Origin of the sequence: uncultured Algibacter sp. (assembly GCF_947495675.1) — a bacterium.
Classification (GTDB): domain Bacteria; phylum Bacteroidota; class Bacteroidia; order Flavobacteriales; family Flavobacteriaceae; genus Algibacter_B.
On record NZ_CANLZX010000002.1, the window covers coordinates 58,684 to 82,879 of the forward strand.

Sequence of the window (24,196 nt, forward strand, 5' to 3'; positions counted from 1 at the left end):
ATTAAATCCAATTTTTTCTAAAAAAATAAGCAAATGCATAAGCTGTTCCGAAAATAGCTAACATAGTTATAAACCCTCCAGAAGATAATACGGCCATGCCACTTAATGCTGCGCCACTTGTACAACCTCTTGCTATTTGAGCGCCTAAACCAAATAAAATTCCTCCACCAAGAGCAAAAAGCAATCTTCTTCTGCTAGATATTTTAGGAGAATGTTGTACTCTCCATCTAATTCTTCCTGATAAACTTCCCGAAATAAATGCGCCAATAAGTACTCCTAATGCTTCAAAAACTAACCAAGTATTCATTGGTGTATCATCTTCTTTAACAAACTGGCTATAATATGCATTGTTTTCTGCGTGGGTTGGTGCTACTTTATCAACAATTGTAACAACACTACTTTTCATAGCACCACTTGCTCCTAGACCTCTTCCTGTTAATAAAAAGGTAAAAATGATTATGATGCCAAGTAGAAAGCCACCAAAATATGGATTCCAGTATATATGACTGTTTTTTTTTGGTTTTGTATTCATAATAAATATTTTTAATAAAGAAATCTTGTTAATTGTCCGGCTTCTACCATAACAAATCGGAAAATGAGTCCGCCTATAATAACCATTAAAGCAGGTACTACAACAGGAACTTTAAAACCTATAAGTTCAATAAATTCAAGTATTGCAGGAACTATTAATCCTAGTATTACTACAAAGCCAAAGAACATTAAAGTAAAATCGCCTGCAATTAATAATTGCATAGCTTCAAGTTGAACTTGAGAGCCTGCATAATATCCCATAATCATATGAGTAATTAATGCTAATTCAATAATGATTAAGCCTAAATCAATTTTTCCAAACAAATGTTTTTCTGTCTTTGTTTTTGATAATAAAATAATAGCTGCAGCTCCTGTTGAAAGTCCAGAAACTAAAAATAATGGCCCTAAAATAGCATTGTTCCAAAGTGGTCTAGCATTAAAAGCAGATAATAAAATACCTGTGTAAACACCTAAAATTAATGCTAATGGAATTAAAGCGTATGCTATGTTTTTTTTATTTTTTATAGTAAATTTTTCAATTGTATTTAAAAACTTAAAACGTTTAAATACTTTTAACTTAGCTTCAAGTTTAGGGTAGACTTCTCTATAATAACTAAAAGTCCAAAGAAAAGATAATGGCGTTGTAATTAACAAAACCCAAGCCCCCCAAGACATTGGAGATTCAATTCTGAAAGTGGTATATAATTGCCATGTGTATAATGGATGTGTTAAGTCATACACCAAAGCTAATAACCCTATCGATAGTGCTATTGGTGGAATAATAGATGCTGTTTTCACAGCTGTTGGATATTCATCTTCTTTGCCTAATATATAGAGTAAAGCTCCAAAAAATAATATGCCTGCAGCTAGGCCTCCTAAAAATAAATATACAGATATTGGCCAATGCCAAATTTCTAATGAAGGATCAATATTAGGAATATGTCTTCCGCTTGTGAATAATTCTTCTTGCATTGTATTAGTTTTAAATTAAGTAAAATACATGAGGATCCGTACCTGCTTCTGGAGCTAATGTTTTGTGTTTTCTATTTTTTAATAGTAGTGAAACTTCACTATTTGGGTTGTCTAAATCTCCAAAATACATACATTTTGTAGGGCAAACAGAAACACATGCAGGAAGTTGTCCTTTTTGAAGTCTGTGATGACAAAATGTACATTTATCTACATAACCATCAGGATGTTGATAACGTGCATCATAAGGGCATGATTCTATACAAGCACCACAACCAATACATTCATCTGCTGTAACTAAAACAATACCACCATCAACAATATGACTCGCTCCTGTTGGGCAACATCTAACGCAAGGTGCGTTAGCACAATGATTACATCTTTCAGATTTTAATTCTAAAGCAATGTTGGGGTATGTGCCATCTACAGTTTCTGTTATCCAATCTCTACAATATCCAATTGGTACGTTGTTTTCGGTTTGACAAGCAACTACACAGTCGCTACATCCTACACACTTTAATGTGTCTATAACCATTGCATATCTCATATCTCTACAGTTTTATGTGGATCTTCAGTTAAAATTTCAACAAAGTTTCCACGCATTCCAGTTCCTCCCATAATTGGGTCTATCATTGTTTTGGTAACCATTTCTGTATCATTAATACCTTTACCAAAAGCTCTACTCAACTTTTTGTTATCATGCCCAAAGCCATGAACCATATATACAGAATCCCATCTAATACGTTCTGTAACTCTTACTTTAATGGAAAATGTTGAGGTAATTTTATCTTGATTTTTCAACCAAACTGATTGTCCAGTTTTTAAACCAATTATTCTAGCAACTTTTGGGTTTACCCAAAGATTGTTTTCACTCTTTAAATCATTTAGATTAGGGTTATTAGCAGTTCTGCTAAATGTGTGCATAGGCGATCTTCCATAATTTAATCTATAAAAACCTTGAGGTGGTTCAGGGTGTTTGGTATAAAGTGGCATTGGGTCGAATCCTAAATCTTTTAATTCTTTAGAATACAGTTCTATTTTACCACTTGCAGTTGGAAATTCATGATTTTCACCTTCCACTAAATACATTGGTCCAGATTTACGAGGATAATGTTTTACTCCAATCTTTTCCATTTCTTCTAATGACGTTCCCATTTTTTTCAATTGCCATTCTATGACTTCTTTATAATCATCATATTTAAAAAAATCGCCTAAACCAATTCGTTCACCAATTTGTTTAGCGATCCACCAACCTGGTTTAGAATCGTATTTTGGTTTTACAGCAGGTACTCTAACAGCTATTGAAGGCTCTCTATTTGTAGCAGAACGAATACCATCATAACGCTCTAAATAGGTGCATTCTGGTAGAACAACATCAGCATAACCAGTAACATCCATAGGCATGGTATCTATAACAACCATAAACTCAAGCTCATCTATTGCTTCTTCTAATAATTTTTTATTAGGGATTGATTTTGTGATATTTGTACCAGCAACCATCATCGCTTTTACAGGATATTTATTATCCTTACTAGGAATTGCATGTCTAATAACTTCTGTAGTAATTCCCATTTGAGCTAACGGGAATTTTTCCCCTATGTCTCTCCAATCCCATTTTGGATGTGGATATTTTGGATGTGGGAATTTAGGAACACTAATGCTTTCTTTGAAGTAGAATCCACCACGTCGTCCCCAAGAACCTAAAAGACCATTTAAAATAGCCATAGCTCTAGCACGTTGTGTATCATCGCCATACCAACTTACATGGCGTCCAGGATGAATAATTACAGCAGGTGCAGCATGTGCCATTTCCCTGGCTGTTTTTCTAATATCTTCGGGTTTAATTGTTGTAATTCCATAAGCCCATTCTGGAGTGAAATTCTCCACATGATCTTTTAATTCGTCAAATCCGATTGTATATCTTTTTACATACGCTTTATCATATAATTCCTCCTTAATAATCACATGCATCCAAGCCAACATTAAAGCAATATCTGTAGCTGGTTTTATTGCTAGCCAATATTGAGATTTACTTGCTGCTGTTGATAACCTTGGATCTACAGTTATAATTGTTGCATTATTATCAATAGCGTCAGACATTTCTTGTACTTGCGAATTATGCATATTCTCACCAATGTGAGAACCAATTAATACTAAGCATTTTGTGTCTCTAATATCTGTTGGTTCTGGAGATCCTATCCAAGAACCATAAGTTAAGTTAAAACCCGCTTCACGAGCACCTCTACATTGAGCGTAAGCTGGTTCGGCTACTGTATCAGATCCATACGCTTTAAACAAGTGTTCTAAATGTTTACCAGGAGAACCATGTTTTAATAATGCAAATGATTCAGCTCCATACTTTTCTTTAATATCTTTAAATTTTGAAGCAATTAAGTCTAAAGCTTCTTCCCAACTAGCTTCCCTAAAGGTCTCTTCACCATTAATTGTTGTTCTAATTAAAGGTGTTTTTAAACGGTCTTCATCATGATACATTCCTACACCACCTGTTCCTCTAGGACATAGTCTGCCAAAACAATGTGGGTCTGTTTCATTTCCAATAATTTTTTTAATATTTCCTTGCTCATCAGAATGTGCCCAAGCTGCACATTTCCAAAAACATACCTCACAATAGGTGGCAGTTTTTTTTAAATTTTGGGTAATGTTTAAAGCGGTCTTATTATTTAAATATGAATTTTTACCAAAAAGATTTAACGCTGAAGTGGAGGTAACAAGTCCTCCTATACCTAATGCGGAAATTTTAATAAATTTTCTCCTCGAAGTCGTCATATATTACTTTTTTTTCCCAGTAAAGATAGAATCGTTGAGGTTTTGAAATTATGACAATTGTCATTAATTCAGTGTTTTATATGTAACAAATGTTACATAACAATGTCTTTAATAGTATTCGGAATGTTTTGATAATTGTCTTTCTAAATTATTGTAAATTTGAATAATTGTAAACCTGAATGAAGAAAAAAAAATATTCAAGAGTACTATTTATAATAGTTATACTATTGTTTTCTATATTATTATACGTAAAAAATAAGACAATCTTTGAGTCAGAAGGTGTATATAAAAGTGTTATTGAAAATGTTAATGAAAGTGACGTTGTTTCAACTCAAGAATCTTGTTTTTTATGTCATCAAAACACAAAAGGATATTCTAAGTTTCATAATCCAGAAAATATTGGCTGTGCAAGTTGTCATTTAGGTAATATTACTTCATCTAACAAAGAAGAAGCTCATAAAGGCATGGTTTTAATTCCTGGAAATTTATCTGATGCAAAACAAACCTGCGGTAAGTGTCATCCAAATGAATTGCATAAAGTAGAAAACTCTTTAATGACAACAAATAGTGGACTTGTAGCAGTAGATAAATTTGTTTTTGGTGAAGCTGATAGTTTGGATTATCATTATCATATTAAGGATTTAAAAAATTCGGCAGCAGACAAACATTTAAGAGACTTATGTGCTAACTGTCATTTAGGAGCAGAAAAAACAACTTTCGGATCTATAAATCAAAAGAGTAGAGGTGGGGGTTGTAATGCGTGTCATCTAAATTATTCAAATGAAGCATTAATAGACCTAGATAATTATTTAACTTCAAATAAAACAGAATTACCCAAATTTCATCCTTCAACAGATATTTTTGTTAATGATACCCATTGTTTTGGTTGTCATAGTCGTTCAAGTAGAATTTCTACAAATTATATAGGCTTGCAAGAAACCTTGTTGGAAGAAACAGATGTAAACAACAAATCGGGCTTTGAGGTTTTAGAAGATAAACGTGTTTATAAATATATTGAAGAAGATGTACATCATACAAAAGGTATGTTATGTATTGATTGCCATTCATCTCATGAAGTTATGGGAGATGGTATAAGGTATGCACACGAAGAGCAAGCTGTAAAAATTCAATGTATAGATTGTCATTTTAAAGATAAACCTAACACTATTTCTTATGACTCTTTAGATACAGAAAGTATGCTTGTTTTTTATCACCGAGATTATAAGCATAACGATAAACAAATTATAGCTGTTAAAAAGGATAATCACCCATTAGTGAATACCTATGTAGATAGCCTTGGTGATGCTTATTTAATTGGTAAAAAGGATGGAGCGTTACATGCTTTAAAACCTCAGGGGGATGTTTGTTCTAGAGATAGCGCCCATAAAAATGTGAGTTGTGCAACTTGTCATTCTTCATGGACTCCACGTTGCATAGGTTGCCATAATGAATTTGATAAAGAAGAACCAAGTGCTTTTGATCTGTTAGATAAAAAGTATACAAAAGGACAATGGAAAGAGTATGTAGCGGAGTTTTCATCATCACTTCCAGCCATGGGAGTTCGAGAAAATAGTGAAGGAAAACATATAGAACCTGCAATTCCTGGAATGATTATGACTATTGATTTAAATAGTTATACTCAAAAAACTACAGGAGAGTCACTTTTATTTCACAGATTATATGCGCCAAATTCACCACATACAACAACAAAAGAGGTGCGTGATTGTGCATCTTGCCACTCAAATTCTGCTACTTTAGGCTATGGTAATGGTACTTTGGTTTACGATATAAAAGGAAATAGTGGCGAATGGGTATTTACACCCGAATACGCATTAAACAGTCATGATAATTTACCAGAAGATGCTTGGATTCCTTTTTTGAAAAAGGTTGACAAAAAAACCATAAACTCTACTCGAACAGATTTCAGACCTTTTACTGTACAAGAACAAAAAAGACTTCTTTTGGTGGGTGCTTGCTTGCAATGTCATAAAGATACTTCCAAAGTTATGAGACAAGCCATAGAAATTGGTCTAGACCCTATATTAAAAGAAATTAGTAAAGAATGTATAATGCCTAAGTGGTAAAAATACGCACTAATAAAATATTAAAAGATTTAAAATACAGATTGCATAATATTCTTAATATATTATTTAGGATTATAAAAATATAACTTACATATTTTGTTTACTCTTTAAAAATACGTATTTATTTGTATAAATTAAGTATTATTACTTATTTTTGATTTAAATGTAACTCGCAATGCATCTTACACCAACATCTAATAAATTAGAAATCAAGACGTCTCTAGACGGATCTTGTAGTGTTTGTAAAACTGCAAATTGTCTCATTCATAATAACGCCGAAGCTCTTTTTAATTCAAAACTACCACAAAGTAATGCCGTAATTAACTGTAAAAAAGGTCAGCAATTCATTATAGAAGGCGCTCCAGTTAACGGATTGTTTTTTATAAAAAGTGGTACTGTAAAAGTTTTTAGAACAGGCATAAACGGTCGCCAGCAAATTGTTCGTTTTGCAAAACCTTGTGAAATTGTAGGACATCGTGGTTTTGGTACACAAGAATATTATTCCATTGGCGCTATTGCTCTTCAAGATACAAAATTGCATTATTTCTCGAAAGAACATCTTCAAGAAGCATTGCTTAAAAACCCCAAATTTGCTTACGATATGATGCTCTTTTACGCTAATGAACTTAATCGTAGCGAGAATAAAGTGAAATCTATTTCTCAAATGACGGTGCGCGAGCGCGTTATTGACACCTTATTGTATATACACCGAAAGTTTGGCGATTTAAGAGGCTTTATAAATTTACCTCTAAGCAGAAAAGAGTACGCAGATTACGCTGGTACAACAGAAGAGCAAGTTATTCGTGTGTTCTCCTTACTTAAAAAAGAGCGTCTTATTAATACACAAGGAAAAAAAATTGGTATTATTAATGTTCAAACTCTTAAAAACGAAATTAGCGAGCATAACTATTTCTTAGATAGTTAATCTGTTGTTTTAATTAATTATTTGGGCTCCTTTATGTCGGGAGGCAGGCTAGAACAAGGGTTGGGCTTTCTTTTTCAATTCCTAACGCATTTATTCCCTAATTGAGTGTTAGTATTTAGAATGTATTAACTAAGTAATTTAAATCAAATTCAAGTAATATTAAGTAAGAGTACATACACTAATGTGATTGTTTAAAATATTGATTTACATTGATTTATGATTAAAGTATGTTTTTTTGCAGGTTTTGTTATGTTTTAAAAAGAGGTTTTTACATGGGTATAATCATGAAATAGAATTAAGTCTACTTATATATTTGTCTTAAATAAGTATTAATACTTAGATTAATTTAAAACTCATATAAAAAATGAAATCTTTATTTAAAAAAACAACTTGGATTTTACCTGTAGCAGCCTTACTAATTGCTTGTGGAGGTAAAGAGAAGAAAGATAAATTAGCTGAAAACACAGCTGCTGAAACTTCAAAAACAAAAACATTAGCTATTGAAAAACCACAATTAACTTTTGGTTTTATAAAATTAACAGATATGGCGCCTTTAGCAATTGCTAAAGAAAAAGGGTTTTTTGAAGATGAAGGTTTATTTGTTTCGGTTGAAGCACAATCAAACTGGAAAAACGTATTAGATCGAGTTATTGATGGTCAATTAGATGGGTCTCACATGTTGGCAGGTCAACCAATTGCAGCAGGTGCTGGGTTTGGTCGTCAAGCTAAATTAGTAACTCCTTTTTCAATGGATTTAAATGGAAATGGTATTACTGTTTCTAACGATGTTTGGTCTAAAATGAAACCAAATGTACCTAAAGGAGCAGATGGAAAACCAATACATCCTATAAAAGCTGAAGCTTTAAAGCCAGTTATTGATGAATATAAGACCAATGGTAAGGCCTTTAAAATGGGAATGGTATTTCCAGTTTCTACACATAACTACGAAATTAGATATTGGTTAGCTGCTGCAGGAATACACCCAGGTATGTATACTGCAGATAATGTACAGGGACAAATTGATGCAGAAGTTTTATTATCTGTAACGCCACCGCCACAAATGCCAGCAACTCTTGAAGCAGGAACTATTTATGGTTATTGTGTAGGAGAACCTTGGAATCAACAAGCTGTATTTAAAGGTATTGGTGTTCCAGTAACAACTAATTATGATATCTGGAAAAACAACCCAGAGAAAGTTTTTGTAATGACAGAGAAATTTGTTGAAGAAAACCCAAATACTGCAATTGCTGTAACTAAAGCATTAATTAGAGCAGGTAAATGGTTAGATGAACCATCAAACAGACCAGAAGCTGTTAAAATATTATCTATGTCTCAATATGTTGGTGCGCCAGAGGCTGTATTAGCAAATTCTATGACAGGTACTTTCGAATTTGAAAAAGGAGACAAACGTGAGATGCCAGATTTTAATGTATTCTATAAGTATAATGCTACTTACCCGTTTTATTCTGATGGTATCTGGTTCTTAACTCAAATGAGAAGATGGGGACAAATTCCAGAATCAAAACCTGCAGATTGGTATGCTAATACAATAAAAGACATATACAGACCAGATATCTGGACTAAAGCGGCTAAACTTTTAGTAGAAGAAGGTAATATTCCAGCAGGAGATATTCCAACAACAGATGGGTACAAACCTGCAACAGCAGATTTTATAGATGGAACAACTTATGATGCCAAAGACCCAATATCATATATCAATAGTTTTAAAATTGGTAACAAAGATAAAGCTGTACAATAATTAGTAAAGTAAACAAATAAATAAAACGATGAAGCAAAGTATAACATTAGGAAAAGTAACCAAATTTATTGGGTTAGGATTTTTAAGCACAATAAAAGATCTATTTACTGGGAAGCTAGAAAAGCAAGATTTTATAAATTTTCTGCGCAAAATTGTCGTACCGCTTGCTTCCATTCTTTTATTTATTGGTCTGTGGCATATGGGGGCTAAAACGCTATACAACATAGAAGCAGATTTTAAAATAGAAAAAGCCTTGACAGATCAAGGTCCAGCGGCGGCTGATGCTTTACGAACATGTATTGCTTCTGGAGAGTCTAGTTGCCAGCCAAATACATTACCGTCTCCTAGTCAAGTTTGGGACTCTTATAAATCTTTATTAAGAGATCATAACATTATTGCAGCAGATAAAGCGGCATTTATAGAAAAAACTGCAGCATTAAATGAAACACGTATTGCAGATGGGTTAGATGCTATTACTTATACAGGTAGACCATCATTTGTAGACCAAATATTTAGAAGCTTAAAAACGGTTTTTGCTGGTTTCTTATTAGCATTATTTATTGCTGTACCATTAGGAATATTTATTGGATTAAGTCCTACTTTAAAAAGTGCATTTAACTGGTTTATTCAAATTTTTAAACCCGTATCTCCAGTAGTTTGGTATTTATTGGTTTTTATGATTGTAAAGACATTACTGATTGATTCTAATGAAGATAGCTCATTTACCATTTCGTTTATTAGTGTTGGTTTATGTTCAATGTGGGCAACTCTTGTAAATACTGCAATGGGAGTGTCTAGTGTCGATAAAGATTATATAAACGTTGCTAAAGTATTAAAGCTTGGTAATTTTCAAAAGATATTTAAAGTGGTGCTACCATCGTCTTTACCATTAATTTTTACAGGTTTAAAGATCACATTATCTGTTGCTTGGATGGTTTTAATTGCTATTGAGTTATTAGCCCAAAGTCCAGGTTTAGGATTGTTTGTTTGGGAAGAATTCCAAAATGGAGCAAACGACTCTAATGCTAAAATTATAGTTGCCATGTTTGTAATTGGTATTATAGGATTCTTATTAGATCGATTAATGTTAACCATACAAAACTGGGTAAGTTTTGATAAGACTGATGCAATTTAATTAAAGTTACGAATTTGCGTTAGGGATTGAACGGCATGTTTGAGCTTCCCGAAGCATGAGGAAGCGAGTAGTGAAAGCCCGACCCTTGTGGTAACGCCCAAAAAAAAATAAAAATGGCATACTTAGAATTAAATAATATTTATAAAACTTACGGGCAAGGTGAAAACGAAACCGAAGTGCTTTCAAACATTAATTTGAAAATAGAAGAAGGTGAGTTTGTAGCCATAGTAGGATTTACAGGAAGTGGAAAAACAACCTTAGTGAACTTAATTAATGGTTTGTTAGAGCCAACAAAAGGAGAGGTTTTATTTAAAGGGCAACCTGTGCAAGGTACTAGCCATGAACGCGGTGTAATTTTTCAAAACTACTCTTTATTGCCATGGCTAACTGTAGGGCAAAATGTATATATGGCTGTTAAAGAAGCATTCCCTAAAAAGAGTAAAAAGGAGTTAAATGAGATTGTTGCCAATTATGTAGAAATGGTGAGTTTAACACCTGCTATAAATAAACGTCCTAAAGAATTATCGGGTGGTATGCGCCAGCGTGTTGCTGTTGCTAGAGCTTTGGCTATGAAACCAGAGATGATTATTATGGACGAACCACTAGGTGCTTTAGATGCATTAACCCGTGGAAATCTTCAAGATGAGATTTTAAATATTTGGGGTAAAGATAAACGTACCGCACTCTTAATTACTAATGATGTGGATGAGGGAATTTATATGGCAGATCGTATTATTCCATTACGTCCAGGGCCAAATGCAACATTAGGTCCAGAGTTTAAAATTGATTTAGAACGCCCTCGTGATAAAACAGAAATGAATGATAATGCAAATTTCAAGGAAACAAGAAATGCTATTATTGAATACTTGATGGACATTGGTGACGAAAGAAAATCAGAAAACAAGGAACAAATTATTTTACCAGAATTAAGCCCTAAAGATTTCGTTAATCAGTTTAAATAATATACTTATGAGTACTATAATAGAAAATAAAAAAGCAACTAGTTTAACTGATAATGGTCTTTTTCCTTCTAATGAAGTGATGTTGGATTTGAAAAACCTTAAGAAAGTATATCCAACACCAAAAGGGGATTATGTTGTTCTGGAAGATTTAAATCTTCAAATTAGGAAAGAGGAATTTGTGACCATTATTGGTCATTCCGGTTGCGGAAAAACCACTATGCTTTCTATGATTGCTGGCTTAAATCCAATTTCAGGTGGTAATATTTCTGTTCTAGGAAAACACATTAAAGGGCCTGGACCAGATAGAGGTGTAATTTTTCAATCGCCTAGCTTAATGCCCTGGATGACAACCTTGCAAAATGTCATGCTTGGAGTTAATCAGGTTTTTCCTCACGCAACAAAAGCGCAGCGAAACGATATAGCAAAGTATTACTTACAAAAAGTAGGCCTAGAAGATGCTTTTAATAAAAGAGCTTCAGAGCTTTCTCAAGGTATGCAACAGCGTGTGGGTATTGCAAGAGCTTTTGCTATAAAACCTAAAGTATTATTGCTTGATGAGCCTTTTGGAATGTTAGATTCTTTAACAAGAGGCGAACTTCAAGACATACTAATAGAAATTTGGAATAAAGAAAAAATTACAGCGGTAATGATTACACATGATGTAGATGAAGCCATCTTTTTGGCAGATCGTGTTGTAATGATGACAAGTGGACCCAAAGCAAAAATTGGTGATATTTTAAATATAGACTTTGAAAGACCTAGAACAAGAAAAGCGGTTTTAGAACACGAAGATTATTACAAATATAGAAAGCATTTAATTGACTTCTTAGAGCATTAATCAATACAATATTTTAAGTATAAAATTAAAATATGAAAAAGCTAATTTTTCATATTAATAGGATACCTATATATAAACAAAAAATTATAAATCAAACAATCAAAATTTAAAACTAGTAACTATGAAAAAACAATATGTATTAATAGGCTTAATGGCATTGATAGTTCAATTTGCACAAGCACAGTTTACATTAGAAGGAGAATTTAGACCACGTACAGAGTACAGAAACGGATTTGGTAGTTTAATTGCCGATGATGCCGATGCGGGTTTTGGAATCTCAACAAGAGCACGATTAAAAGCAGGCTATAATACAGATGCTTATAAATTCTTTTTAAGTTTTCAAGATGTCATGGTATGGGGAGAAAATAGACAAATATTACCTTACGACCAGAATAATTCTTTTGCAATATTTCAAGCTTGGGCAGAAATTAAATTAGGAGAAGGTTTCTCAACCAAATTAGGACGTCAAGTATTATCTTATGATGATCAACGTATTCTTGGAGGTTTAGATTGGGCACAACAAGGTCGTAATCATGATGCCGCTTTATTAAAATATTCAAAAGATAGTTTTAAATTAGATTTTGCTTTGGCATTTAATCAAGATTATAGTAACCCAACAGGTTTTGTATCTGCAGGTACAGCCTATGATACTACAGGTTTCTTTTCATATAAAACTATGCAAATGTTGCATTTAAGTCAAAAATGGGAAAAATTCTCTGGTAGTTTATTATTAATGAACAATGGTTTTCAAGAATATGAAGATGATGGCGTTACAGGAGATGGAACAAGTAGCTTACTTACTTTAGGTACACATTTAAAATATAATTCTGGAAAATTTGGTCTAGCTGCTAATGCTTATTTACAATCTGGAAAACGCCAAGGCGAAGTAGATGTAAAAGGAGCTCATTTATTAGGTCTAGATTTCACGTATAAAGCTTCACCTAAAGTTGGTTTAGGTGCAGGTATTGAAATTATAAGTGGTAATGATGCTGATGCTGGAGAAACTGGCGCATTTTTCCCATTGTATGGAACAAATCATAAGTTTAATGGGTTAATGGATTATTTCTATGTTGGTAATCATGCAAACTCAATTGGTTTAGTGGATGTACATGTAAGTGCAAACTTTAAATTAAGTGAAACTTCTAGTTTATTAGTAAAAGCCTTAAACTTTAGTGGCGAGCAAGAATTAGCTAGTGGAGAGAAGTCTTTAGGTACAGAAATAGATTTAGTGTTTAAAAAGAAATTTAAAGGATACGCATTAGTCGCTGGATATTCTCAAATGTTTGCTAGTGATGGAATGTACGAACTAAAGGGCATATCTGAAGATTTAGCTGCAAGTAGTCAAAACTGGGGATGGGTAATGCTCGTTTTAAAACCTAAGTTTATAAACTAAGAAAAGTCATCGTTGAATTGGATAAAATTTTCATTTTATAGATGTTAATTAGTTTTATGGTCCAATTTATGAATCCCACTTCGGTGGGATTTTTTTTATTCTTAAATATTTATAAAAATACAATACCGAAACTTAAAATATTGATTTTTTTAAAGAGTAAATTATAATATGTCCTTTATGTTTCATACAAATTTTAATATTCAAATATAAAATAATCGTACTTTTTACTATTTATAAATAATCTTCTTATACATTGAATTTGTTACAATTTAAAACAGATTAAGAGTAATTATTCATCAATATTTTTAAATTAAAAATCTATTATTTATAATTTTTTGTATCATAAAAAATTGTTTTTGAATAAAAAACTATATATTTGTGCAATCGATTACACTAAATATAGTATCATGAAAAATTATAGAACAAGATATGCTTCAAACCCTGAAAATGTAAGAGAATATAACACCCAAAAATTAAGAAATGAGTTTTTGATCAAAAAAGTTTTAAAAACCGATAGATTAAAATGGGTTTATTCACATTATGATAGATTTATGGTTGCAGGTGTTATTCCGGTAGAAAATAATGTGAAATTAGAAACTTTAGATGTTTTAAAATCAGAATATTTTCTTCAAAGAAGAGAATTAGGTATTATTAACATTGGAGCAGAAGGCTCTGTTCAAGTTGATGGAAAAACTTATAATTTAGAGAATAAGGAAGCATTATACGTTGGTAAAGATGTTAAAGAGGTTGTTTTTTCTAGTAAGTCTAAAAATAATCCTGCCAAATTTTATTTAAACTCTACACCAGCTCACAAAGTTTTTCCAACAAAAAAAATTGGTAAAGACGATGTTGAGGTTATCGAATTAGGTACTGCAGAAACTACAAATGCAAGAACACTAAGAAAATATATAGTTAATAGTGTGGTTGATGTTTGTCAATTACAAATGGGAATGACATCCATTAAACCAGGTAGTTCTTGGAACACCATGCCAGCTCATGTTCATGATAGAAGAATGGAAGTGTATTTCTATTTTGAAGTTCCAGAAGATCAGGCAGTATGTCACTTTATGGGACAACCAACAGAAACAAGACATATTTGGATGGCTAATGAGCAGGCTGTAATTTCTCCACCTTGGTCCATTCATTCAGGTTCAGGAACAAGTGCCTATAGTTTTATTTGGGGAATGGCAGGAGAAAACCTTGACTATGGTGATATGGATATATGTAATATTAACGAGATAAGATAGTAGCTACAATGAAAAATTTATTCGATTTAACAGGTAAAAGAGCTTTAGTAACAGGAGCAGTTCATGGTTTAGGAATGGCAATGGCAAAAGGATTAGGTCATGCAGGTGCAGAATTGATAGTAAATAACCATTCTCCTGATATGTTAAATGAGGCAAAAGTTGAATATGAACGTGAAGGGCTTAAAGTACATACTTATGTTTTTGATGTTACAGATGATAATGAAGTTAATAGAAATATTGACTTAATTGAAAAAGAAATAGGTCCTATAGACATCTTAATTAATAATGCTGGAATTATTAAAAGAGTTCCTATGGAGGATATGGAAGCTAAAGATTTTAGAGCAGTTATAGATGTAAATCTTGTAGGTCCATTTATTGTATCTAAATACGTTGGTAGAAAAATGATATCTAGAAAAGTAGGAAAAATAATTAACATTAACTCTATGATGAGTGAATTAGGAAGAAATACAGTTTCAGCTTATGCAGCATCAAAAGGAGGTTTAAAAATGTTAACTAAAAATATGGCAACCGAGTGGGCAAAACATAATATTCAAACAAATGGTATTGGTCCTGGATATTTTGCAACTTCTCAAACAGCACCAATACGCGTAGGAGGCCATCCTTTTAATGATTTTATTATTAGTAGAACACCAGCAGCTAGATGGGGGAATCCTGAAGATTTGGTTGGGGCTGCTGTGTTTTTAGCTTCAAAAGCAAGTGATTTTGTAAATGGGCAAATAATATATGTTGATGGTGGAATACTAGCAACTATAGGTAAGCCTTCTAACGAAGATTAAAAAGCAAAATAATGAGCAATAAATTTATTCACGATAATTTTCTCTTAGAAAATAAGTATGCTGAAGAATTATATCATAATTATTCTAAAAATCAGCCAATCATAGATTATCATAACCACTTATCACCTCAACAAATTGCAGAGGATAAAACATTCAATAATATAACGAATGTTTGGATAAATGGAGACCATTATAAATGGCGTGCAATGCGTACATTGGGTATAAATGAAAAATTTATTACTGGAGATGGTTCAGATAAAGATAAATTTTTAAACTGGGCAAAAACAGTACCTTATACAATGCGTAATCCTTTGTATCATTGGACACATTTAGAATTAACAAGGTATTTTGGAATTACCGATTTATTAAGTGAAAAAACAGCAGAAAAAATTTGGGAACAAACCCAAAGTCAATTAACATCTGATTCTTTAAGTACCAGACAATTATTAAATAAAGTAAATGCTGAATATGTTTGTACTACTGAAGATCCAACAGATAATTTAAAGTATCATAAAGCAATTAAAAAATCTAATTTTAATGTAAAAGTTGGGACTTCTTTTAGACCAGATAAAGCTATTTTAATTAATGCTGATGGGTATAATGAGTATTTAGATTCTCTAGGAAATTCAACAACAACAACTATTTCAACATACAATGATTTATGTGATGCTTTAAAAAACAGAATCGATTTTTTTAATAAAAATGGATGTAGTGTCTGTGATCATGGATTAGATCAAATTTATTTTGAAAGTTATACAGAATCTGAGGTAAAAACAATATTTGCCAAGAAAAGAGAAGGAAAAGAAGTTTCTAATGAAGAAGCTTTAAAATTTCAAAGTGCTATTTTAATTTTCTTAGCAGAAACTTATCATGAATATGGTTGGGTACAGCAATATCATTTGGGTGCTTTAAGAAATAACAATGCACGTATGCATCGTATTTTAGGTCCAGATACTGGGTGGGATTCTATTAACGATTATCCACAAGCACAAAAATTATCCGCATTTTTAAATACTTTAGATAGTAAAGATAAATTAACAAAAACCATAATATATAATTTAAACCCTGCAGACAACGAAGTAATGGCTACCATGATAGGGAACTTTAATGACGGTAGTGTTAAAGGAAAAGTTCAATTCGGTTCTGGTTGGTGGTTTTTAGATCAAAAAGATGGTATGACAAAACAATTAAATGCGCTTTCTAATATGGGGCTAATTAGCTGTTTTGTTGGAATGTTAACAGATTCTAGAAGTTTCTTATCATTTCCTAGACATGAATATTTTAGAAGAGTTTTATGTAATCTTTTAGGAGATGAAATTCTAAGAGGAGAATTACCAAATGATATGGAATGGATCGGTAAAATGGTTTCGGATATTAGTTATAATAATGCTAAAGAATATTTTAAGGTTTAAAAATCAAATAGACATAAATTAATAATTATGAATAAAGCACAAAAAATAGGAACCTATCGATATCGAATTCTAGCACTATTAATGTTTGCAACTACTATTAATTACTTTGATAGAAGTATAATTGGTGTTATGGCTCCAACTTTAGAAAAACTATTTGGTTGGACCAATAGTGATTATGCAAATATCATGATTTCATTTAAAGTCGCCTATGCACTAGGAATGCTTTCTATGGGAGGATTAATAGATAGATTAGGAACCAAGAAAGGATACACTTTATCTATTGCAATTTGGAGTATTTTTGGAATGCTACATGCATTGGTTAGACCAGGATTTAGTGTAATTGGTTTTGCAGCTGCTCGGTTTGGTTTAGGTTTTGGTGAAGCAGGAAACTTTCCTGCTGCTATTAAAACAACAGCTGAATGGTTTCCAAAAAAAGACCGTGCTTTTGCAACAGGTCTTTTTAATGCAGCAACAAGTATTGGAGCTATAGCAGCACCTTTTGTAATAGGGTGGATAGTACATGAAAACGGAAAAAATTGGCAAATTCCATTCTTAATTACAGGAGCTTTAAGTGCTATTTGGGTATTATTATGGTTGCGTATGTACAAAAAACCAGAAGTGCATCCCAAAGTATCAAAAGAAGAATTAGCTTATATTCAAGAGGATTCTGAGGTTGAAAGTGAAGAAAAATTACCATGGAAAAATGTTCTAAATAAAAGACAAACTTGGGCATTTGCATTGGCAAAGGTAACCGATGCAGTTTGGTGGTTTTACTTATTCTGGGGAGCAAAATTTTTAGCAACCACTTTTGACGTAAATATTAAAAATATTGCGCTTCCATTTTTTGTTATTTATTTATTAGCAGATGGAGGTAGTATTTTAGGAGGCTATCTATCAGGAGCATTCATTAGAAAAGGATGGGCAATAAACAAAGCAAGAAAAATAACACTTTTAATCTGTGCATTAATTATATTACCTGTAAGTTTTGTAGCAATTACAGATAATAAATGGTTAGCCATTGTACTTATTGGTATTGCTGCTGCAGGACACCAAGCTTGGTCTGCAAATATTTTTACACTTGTGTCTGATGTGTTTCCAAAAAAAGCAACAGCTTCTGTTGTAGGTATTGGTGGGATGGTTGGTGCTGTAGCAGGTATTGTTGCCGATGCTGCATTGGGTTCTGTATTAGATGCTGCCGGAAATTCTGGATATTTTTGGGCCTTTCTAATTGCAGGGTCATGTTACTTAATCATCCTTGGTTTGGTCCATTTATTAATGCCAAAAATGACTCCATTAGATGAAAATTTAAAACTAATCACTAAATAATAAAGGTGATTTTCATATCGTACATATTAATAGTATTAAGATGAAAAAACTAAATAGAAGTAATAAAGGATTAGAAAACAAACTGCCCATTAAAATTGCGCAATTTGGGGAAGGAAACTTCTTAAGAGCCTTTATAGGGTATGCTTTTCAGGAACTAAATAAAACTGTTAATTTTAATGCAGGAATTGCAGTTGTACAACCAATTGATAAAGGTTTGGTTAAAATGCTAAATGATCAAGATGGATTGTACACACTATTCATGAAAGGTGTTAAAAAAGGTAAAGAAATTCAAGATATTGAATTAATATCAAACATAGTCAAGGCAATAGACCCTTATTCTAATTTTAAGGATTATTTAAGTTTAGCTAGGGAAGAGTCATTAGAGTTTATAATATCAAACACGACAGAAGCAGGTATTGCTTATGTAGATTCAGACACGCCTTTAATGCAACCACCAAGTTCATTTCCAGCTAAATTAACTGTCTTTTTATATGAGCGTTTTAAGCATTTTAAAGGTGATAAAAACAAGGGGTTAACCATCATTCCATGTGAATTAATTAATCATAATTCAGAAACTTTAAAAGAAATTATATTAAACTACGTTTCTGATTGGAATTTAGGCGATGATTTTAAAAATTGGCTACTTGTAAGTAATTCATTTCACAGCACATTAGTAGATAGAATTGTACCTGGTTATCCAAAAGCAGAAATTGAAGCTTACAATGCACAATTAGATTATGACGATAATTTAATTGTTTCAGCAGAAGCATTTTTATTATGGGTTATAGAAGGTGGAGACGATTTAAAGGCAAAACTACCATTTGATAAAACAGCATTAGATGTCAAGATTGTTAACGATATGCAACCATATCGTACCAGAAAAGTTCGTATATTAAATGGTGCTCATACAGCAATGGTACCTTTCTCTTTGCTATATGGAAATAAAACTGTAAAACAATCGGTTGATAACCTTTTTACAGGTGAGTTTATAAATAAAGTAGTTTTTGATGAAATTATTGATACTTTAGATATGAATAAAGCAGAACTAATTAGTTTTGCAGATGAAGTTTTTGATCGTTTTAGAAACCCATTCATCATTCACAATTTATCAAGTATTGCATTAAACTCAATATCTAAATTTAAAGTCCGAGTGTTACCTAGTTTGTTAGAATATGAAAATAAGCATAAAAAACTACCAACACATCTTACATTTGCTTTAGCGTGTTTAATTCGTTTTTACAAAGGCACTTGGAAAGGTAATAGTTTGCCTATTCAAGACAATCAAGATATAGTTGCTTATTTTTCTGAAACATGGAAATCTAATAATTTTAATGAGGTAGCAATAAACATTTTAAGTCAAGAGAACTATTGGGGAGAAGATTTAACTAAGATTAAAAACTTAGCAAGTTCAATAGCCTTAGCCTTAAAAGAAATTGAAGAAAATGGTATAGAAAAAGGTTTTGAAAATTATAGCAAAACCTATTAAAAGATAATATGTTATTAGGATGCAAAATAAAATAATAAAAGTAAATTCTTCAGATAATGTTGCTGTAGCTTTAATAAATTTAAAGGCAGGAGATGTTGTTACCTTTAATGAAGAAACTATAAAGATTTTATCAGACACTAAATCAAAGCATAAAATAGCTTTAGAAAAATTTGAACCTGGAGATAGAATTATCATGTATGGTGTCCTCGTAGGTACAGCTAATATAACCATAGAAAAAGGCAATATTTTAACTGTAAATAATGTTAAACATCAAAGTGAAAAGGTTATTGGTAAAACCGAATCTTTTAGATGGGCAGCTCCTAACGTAGATAAGTGGAAAGCTAGAACTTTTCAAGGCTATCATAGAGAAGATGGGCAGGTAGGAACAGAAAATGTATGGTTGTTTTTCCCGTTAGTATTTTGTGAAAATAGAAATGTTGAAATTTTAAAAGAAATTTTTGAAAAAGAACTTTTAAAGCAAAAAGTTAATCCACATCAAATGCTTTTACGTTCATTAGTTAGTGGAAACGAAGAGACAGAAATCACTTCAACTTCATCAGATGTTTTCGATAATATTGATGTAAAATTTATTACACACCCTGGTGGTTGTGGTGGTATAAGACAAGATTCAGAAAGTTTAGCTAAATTACTAGCAGGCTATGTAAACAATCCCAATGTTGCAGGAGCAACTGTGCTAAGTTTGGGTTGTCAAAACCTTCAAATTAATATTTTTAAAGAAGCTCTAAATAATATTAATCAGAATTTAAACAAACCTGTTTTAATTTATGAGCAACAGCAAATGGGAACGGTAGATGAGATGCTCTCTGCTGTTATAAAAGACTCTTTTAAGGCTATAAAACAAGCTAATCAAATAGAACGTAAACCTGCACCTTTATCTAAATTAAAAATTGGATTAGAATGTGGTGGATCTGATGGCTTTTCTGGGATTTCTGCAAACCCTACATTAGGAGTTGTTTCAGATATGATAACTGCTTTAAACGGAACAGCTATTTTAGGTGAATTTCCAGAATTATGCGGAGTTGAACAAGAGTTAGTAAACCGTTGTGTTGATGATAAAAAAGGCATAAAGTTTTTAAAATTAATGAAAGCTTATGAAAAATCTGTAATAGATGCTGGGTCAGGATTTGATATGAACCCCTCACCAGGAAACATTAAAGATGGACTTATTACAGATGCAATGAAATCTGCAGGTGCAGCTAAAAAGGGAGGAACATCCCCAGTTCAAGATGTTTTAGATTATGGTGAATATATCACCAAGCCAGGTCTTAACCTGTTATGTACACCAGGAAATGATGTTGAAAGCACTACTGCAATTGTAGGATCTGGAGCTAATGTGGTATTATTTACTACTGGCTTAGGAACCCCTACAGGAAATCCTATTGCACCGGTTATAAAAGTTTCTTCGAATACAGAACTTGCAGAAAAGATGCCTGATATTATAGATTTTGAAACTGGAGCAATAATTCGTGGTGAAAAAACCATTGAAGAAATGGGTGAAGAAATGTTAGAATTTATTATTAAAGTTGCAAGTGGAACAATTAGCACCAAAGCAAAAGTTTTAAACCAAAATGATTTTATCCCTTGGAGAAGAGGTGTATCTCTTTAGCATTACATATTTGGGCTATTAAACAAAAAAACGCTAAGATTTAATCTTGGCGTTTTTTTGTTTATTGTAAGTAATTGTATCTTAATTAGAAACTGGCTTCTTTAAAGAAGATTTTCTAATTAATAACTCTGGCGTAAGAACAACTTTTTTTTCAATTTTAGCATTATCAGTATTATTTACTTGCTCTAAAAATACGTTAGCAGCTATTTTGCCCATTTCTACAGGGGATTGGTCAACTGTAGAAATTGATAGCTCCATAAATTTTGTAAAAGGCTCATTTGCAAATCCAACTACACAAATATCTTCGGGAATTTTAATGCCTTGATTTTTAATCTCTTGTATGGCTCCTAAAGCAGCATAATCACTAGAAGAGAAAATGCCGTCTGGTGATTTTTTTAATTTTAATAACTTTTTCACAGCTTTTCGACCATCTTCAACTGTACTTTTAATTCTAATAACATAATCTTCATTAAACTCAATACCTTCATCTTCTAAAGCTTGTTTGTAGCCAAGAAATCGATTGTTGAAAATATCCAACAATGTATTACCAGATAAATGAACAATTTTTTTACAACCTTGCTTAATCAAGTGTTTTGTTGCTTTATAGCCAGCTTCAAAATCATTAATTGTTACAGAACTAACGCCTTCTATATTTGCTTTTCTATCAAAAAATATTAGTGGAATTTGTTTTTTAAAAATTCTATTAAAACTTTCTTTTTTATATATATCTACATTCGAGATGGACATTAAAATACCGTCTACTTGAGCATTTAATAATGTGTTAATAATTTCAATTTCAATATTTTCGTTATTATGAGTTTGACAAATTATTACGTGGTAACCATGTGCAAATAAATTTTCTTCAATACCTCGAATTACAGATGCAAAGAAGTTGCTATCTATTCGAGGCACAATAACTCCTACATTATTACTTTTACCACTTTTAAGAGCTAAAGCCAATTTATTTTGCTCATAATTCATTTTGTTAGCCATTTCTAACACAAGATCTCTTGTTTTTTTACTAATCTTGGGGCTGTTATTTAAAGCTCTTGAAACTGTAGCCGCGGTGATATCTAGCTTTTTAGCTATGTCGTAAATAGTAGTTTTCTTACCCATTAGTAGTACTGTAATATATATTATTTGTAAAAGTAATATTTAAATAATAAAAAATATTATGTTATCGATTACACTAAACGTAATTATCCGTTAATTTTTTAATGTTTAATTAAATTTAGTTATTAAATATATAGTCTTTATTAACATTTTATTAAGATAACCATTTAATTGTTTGTTTGTTTAAAGTTTATTTATTAGTTTTGTGCAATCGATTACATTATGTAAAACTTATATTATCGAGTGTTTTTTTAATAATATGATTTTTTAAATCAATTTTTATGAAACTTATAGAGATTACAGTTAAAGTTTTTAATAAATCATTTAGATATAAAATGATTTGCCTTTTTGGTTTAACTATTTTTTTTCTTGGATGTAAAGTGAAAATGAAATCTGCTATTAATCATGTAAACGATAAAAATTCACCATGGCAAATCATGCAGCAAATAGTTGATGATGTAAATGAGCCAAATATTCAAGATAAATCTTTTAGTGTAATTGATTATGGTGCAATCTCAGATGGTGTATTTAATAATTCTGATGCTTTTAAAAAAGCTATACAAAATTGTTATGAAAATGGAGGAGGAAAGGTTATTGTACCTTCTGGTAAATTTTATACTGGTCCAATTCATTTAAAAAGTAATATCAATCTTCATTTGGAAGAAGGAGCAGAAATATTATTTAGTACAAATCCTTCAGATTATTATCCATTAGTGCATACTTCATACGAAGGGCTAGAATTAATGAACTATTCTCCTTTAATTTATGCTTATAAAGCAAATAACATATCTGTTACAGGAAAAGGAGTTTTAAATGGTCAAGCTAATAGTCATAATTGGTGGCCATGGAGCATGGGTGTTGACCATGGTTGGAAAGAGGGTATGCCATCACAAAGAGATAGTTTAAACCTTCCTAAGCTAATGAGTTTCGCGGATAAAGGAATTCCAGTTAACGAAAGGATATTTGGTGATAACCATTATTTAAGACCAACTTTCCTTGAGCCTTTTAATTGTACTAATGTGTTAATCAAAGATGTGAAAATTATAAATGCACCTTTTTGGGTTATTCATCCTATAAAATCTAAAAATGTTATTGTAGATGGTGTAACTATTGATTCTCATGGTCCGAATAATGATGGTTGTAATCCAGAATATTCAAAAAATGTTATAATAAGAAATTGCACTTTTAATACTGGTGATGATTGTATAGCAATTAAAGCTGGTAGAGATAACGAGGGCAGAAGAATTGCTATAAAAAGCAAGAACATAGTTGTGCAAAACTGTAAAATGATTGATGGTCATGGAGGTGTAGTAATAGGTAGTGAGATGTCGGCTGGTGTGTCTAATGTTTTTGTTGAAAATTGCATAATGGATAGCCCAAATTTAGACAGGGCAATAAGGATTAAAACAAATTCAAGAAGAGGGGGTACTGTTGATGGTGTTTATGTTAGAAATATTGAAGTTGGACAAGTTAAGGAAGCTGTTTTAAAAATTAATATGTTTTATGGTATTTATAGTAACCAAACAGGAGCGTTTATACCACAAGTTCGAAATATATTACTAGAAAATGTTAACGTAAAAAATGGCGGTGAATTTGGGGTTTTAGCAAAAGGATATGTAGGGTCTCCAATACAAAATATAACATTAAAAAATGTTGTTATAGAAAAGGTTAAAAAGGAATTTTCTTTGGAAAATGTTACAAATATTAAATTAATAAACACAAAAATTAACGGATTGCCTGTAGAAGAAACTAATACTAACAAACAATTAAACAATAACTAATTTCAATTAAACAATTAAATTATG

19 protein-coding genes are annotated in these 24,196 nt (G+C 31.7%); 14 read left to right on the forward strand and 5 right to left on the reverse strand.

Going from position 1 to position 24,196, the window contains the following annotated elements:
- Position 1: 1 nt before the first annotated feature.
- From Q0842_RS01980 to Q0842_RS01995, 4 genes are read right to left on the reverse strand one after another with little or no spacing between them, the layout of a single operon-like run.
- Entirely contained in the window at positions 2-532 is a 531-nt protein-coding gene (locus Q0842_RS01980; protein WP_298493742.1) for a YeeE/YedE thiosulfate transporter family protein, read from the reverse strand.
- Positions 533-543: 11 nt separating this feature from the next.
- Positions 544-1,503: an NrfD/PsrC family molybdoenzyme membrane anchor subunit gene (gene nrfD / locus Q0842_RS01985; RefSeq protein WP_298493745.1), complete on the reverse strand. Its 960-nt coding sequence runs from the start codon at positions 1,501-1,503 to the stop codon at positions 544-546.
- Positions 1,504-1,513: 10 nt separating this feature from the next.
- On the reverse strand, positions 1,514-2,047 hold the full coding sequence (locus tag Q0842_RS01990; protein WP_298493747.1) for a 4Fe-4S dicluster domain-containing protein: 534 nt from the start codon (positions 2,045-2,047) through the stop codon (positions 1,514-1,516).
- Positions 2,044-4,287, reverse strand: a complete 2,244-nt coding sequence (locus tag Q0842_RS01995) for a molybdopterin-dependent oxidoreductase (protein ID WP_298493750.1) — start codon at positions 4,285-4,287, stop codon at positions 2,044-2,046. The genes Q0842_RS01990 and Q0842_RS01995 overlap by 4 nt, the downstream gene beginning before the upstream one ends.
- A gap of 179 nt (positions 4,288-4,466) precedes the next feature.
- Between Q0842_RS01995 and Q0842_RS02000 the strand changes: the two genes are divergently transcribed.
- The 13 genes from Q0842_RS02000 (at position 4,467) to Q0842_RS02060 (ending at position 21,278) form a co-directional block, all read left to right on the forward strand.
- Positions 4,467-6,371, forward strand: coding sequence for a hypothetical protein (locus Q0842_RS02000; RefSeq protein ID WP_298493752.1), 1,905 nt, complete (start codon positions 4,467-4,469; stop codon positions 6,369-6,371).
- Between the two features lie 175 nt (positions 6,372-6,546).
- Positions 6,547-7,296: a Crp/Fnr family transcriptional regulator gene (locus Q0842_RS02005; RefSeq protein ID WP_298493755.1), complete on the forward strand. Its 750-nt coding sequence runs from the start codon at positions 6,547-6,549 to the stop codon at positions 7,294-7,296.
- 364 nt (positions 7,297-7,660) lie between these two features.
- A complete protein-coding gene (locus Q0842_RS02010) occupies positions 7,661-9,055 on the forward strand; it encodes a CmpA/NrtA family ABC transporter substrate-binding protein (RefSeq protein ID WP_298493758.1) in 1,395 nt (464 codons plus the stop codon).
- A gap of 28 nt (positions 9,056-9,083) precedes the next feature.
- Positions 9,084-10,190 carry an ABC transporter permease gene (locus Q0842_RS02015; protein WP_298493761.1) on the forward strand — a complete coding sequence of 369 codons (1,107 nt, stop codon included), beginning with the start codon at positions 9,084-9,086 and terminating at the stop codon, positions 10,188-10,190.
- Positions 10,191-10,303: 113 nt separating this feature from the next.
- Positions 10,304-11,152, forward strand: coding sequence for an ABC transporter ATP-binding protein (locus Q0842_RS02020; RefSeq protein ID WP_298493764.1), 849 nt, complete (start codon positions 10,304-10,306; stop codon positions 11,150-11,152).
- A 7-nt stretch (positions 11,153-11,159) separates the two neighbouring features.
- On the forward strand, positions 11,160-11,990 hold the full coding sequence (locus Q0842_RS02025; protein WP_298493767.1) for an ABC transporter ATP-binding protein: 831 nt from the start codon (positions 11,160-11,162) through the stop codon (positions 11,988-11,990).
- Positions 11,991-12,111: 121 nt separating this feature from the next.
- Positions 12,112-13,383: an alginate export family protein gene (locus Q0842_RS02030; RefSeq protein WP_298493770.1), complete on the forward strand. Its 1,272-nt coding sequence runs from the start codon at positions 12,112-12,114 to the stop codon at positions 13,381-13,383.
- A 407-nt stretch (positions 13,384-13,790) separates the two neighbouring features.
- Complete coding sequence (kduI, locus tag Q0842_RS02035; RefSeq protein ID WP_298493773.1) at positions 13,791-14,630, forward strand: 5-dehydro-4-deoxy-D-glucuronate isomerase; 840 nt, start codon at positions 13,791-13,793, stop codon at positions 14,628-14,630.
- Positions 14,631-14,638: 8 nt separating this feature from the next.
- A complete protein-coding gene (locus Q0842_RS02040; protein WP_298493776.1) occupies positions 14,639-15,427 on the forward strand; it encodes a gluconate 5-dehydrogenase in 789 nt (262 codons plus the stop codon).
- Positions 15,428-15,438: 11 nt separating this feature from the next.
- A complete protein-coding gene (gene uxaC, locus Q0842_RS02045) occupies positions 15,439-16,839 on the forward strand; it encodes a glucuronate isomerase (RefSeq protein WP_298493781.1) in 1,401 nt (466 codons plus the stop codon).
- 27 nt (positions 16,840-16,866) lie between these two features.
- Positions 16,867-18,165 carry an MFS transporter gene (locus Q0842_RS02050; RefSeq protein WP_298493784.1) on the forward strand — a complete coding sequence of 433 codons (1,299 nt, stop codon included), beginning with the start codon at positions 16,867-16,869 and terminating at the stop codon, positions 18,163-18,165.
- 40 nt (positions 18,166-18,205) lie between these two features.
- On the forward strand, positions 18,206-19,651 hold the full coding sequence (locus Q0842_RS02055) for a tagaturonate reductase (RefSeq protein ID WP_298493789.1): 1,446 nt from the start codon (positions 18,206-18,208) through the stop codon (positions 19,649-19,651).
- Positions 19,652-19,670: 19 nt separating this feature from the next.
- Positions 19,671-21,278 (forward strand): UxaA family hydrolase, encoded by a 1,608-nt coding sequence (locus Q0842_RS02060; RefSeq protein ID WP_298493792.1) that lies wholly within the window; start codon positions 19,671-19,673, stop codon positions 21,276-21,278.
- 81 nt (positions 21,279-21,359) lie between these two features.
- On the opposite strand, the gene Q0842_RS02065 is transcribed toward Q0842_RS02060, so the two are convergent.
- Complete coding sequence (locus Q0842_RS02065; protein ID WP_298493795.1) at positions 21,360-22,394, reverse strand: LacI family DNA-binding transcriptional regulator; 1,035 nt, start codon at positions 22,392-22,394, stop codon at positions 21,360-21,362.
- Positions 22,395-22,777: 383 nt separating this feature from the next.
- On the opposite strand from Q0842_RS02065, the gene Q0842_RS02070 reads away from it, so the two are divergent.
- Positions 22,778-24,172 carry a glycoside hydrolase family 28 protein gene (locus Q0842_RS02070; RefSeq protein ID WP_298494029.1) on the forward strand — a complete coding sequence of 465 codons (1,395 nt, stop codon included), beginning with the start codon at positions 22,778-22,780 and terminating at the stop codon, positions 24,170-24,172.
- Positions 24,173-24,196 lie beyond the last annotated feature (24 nt).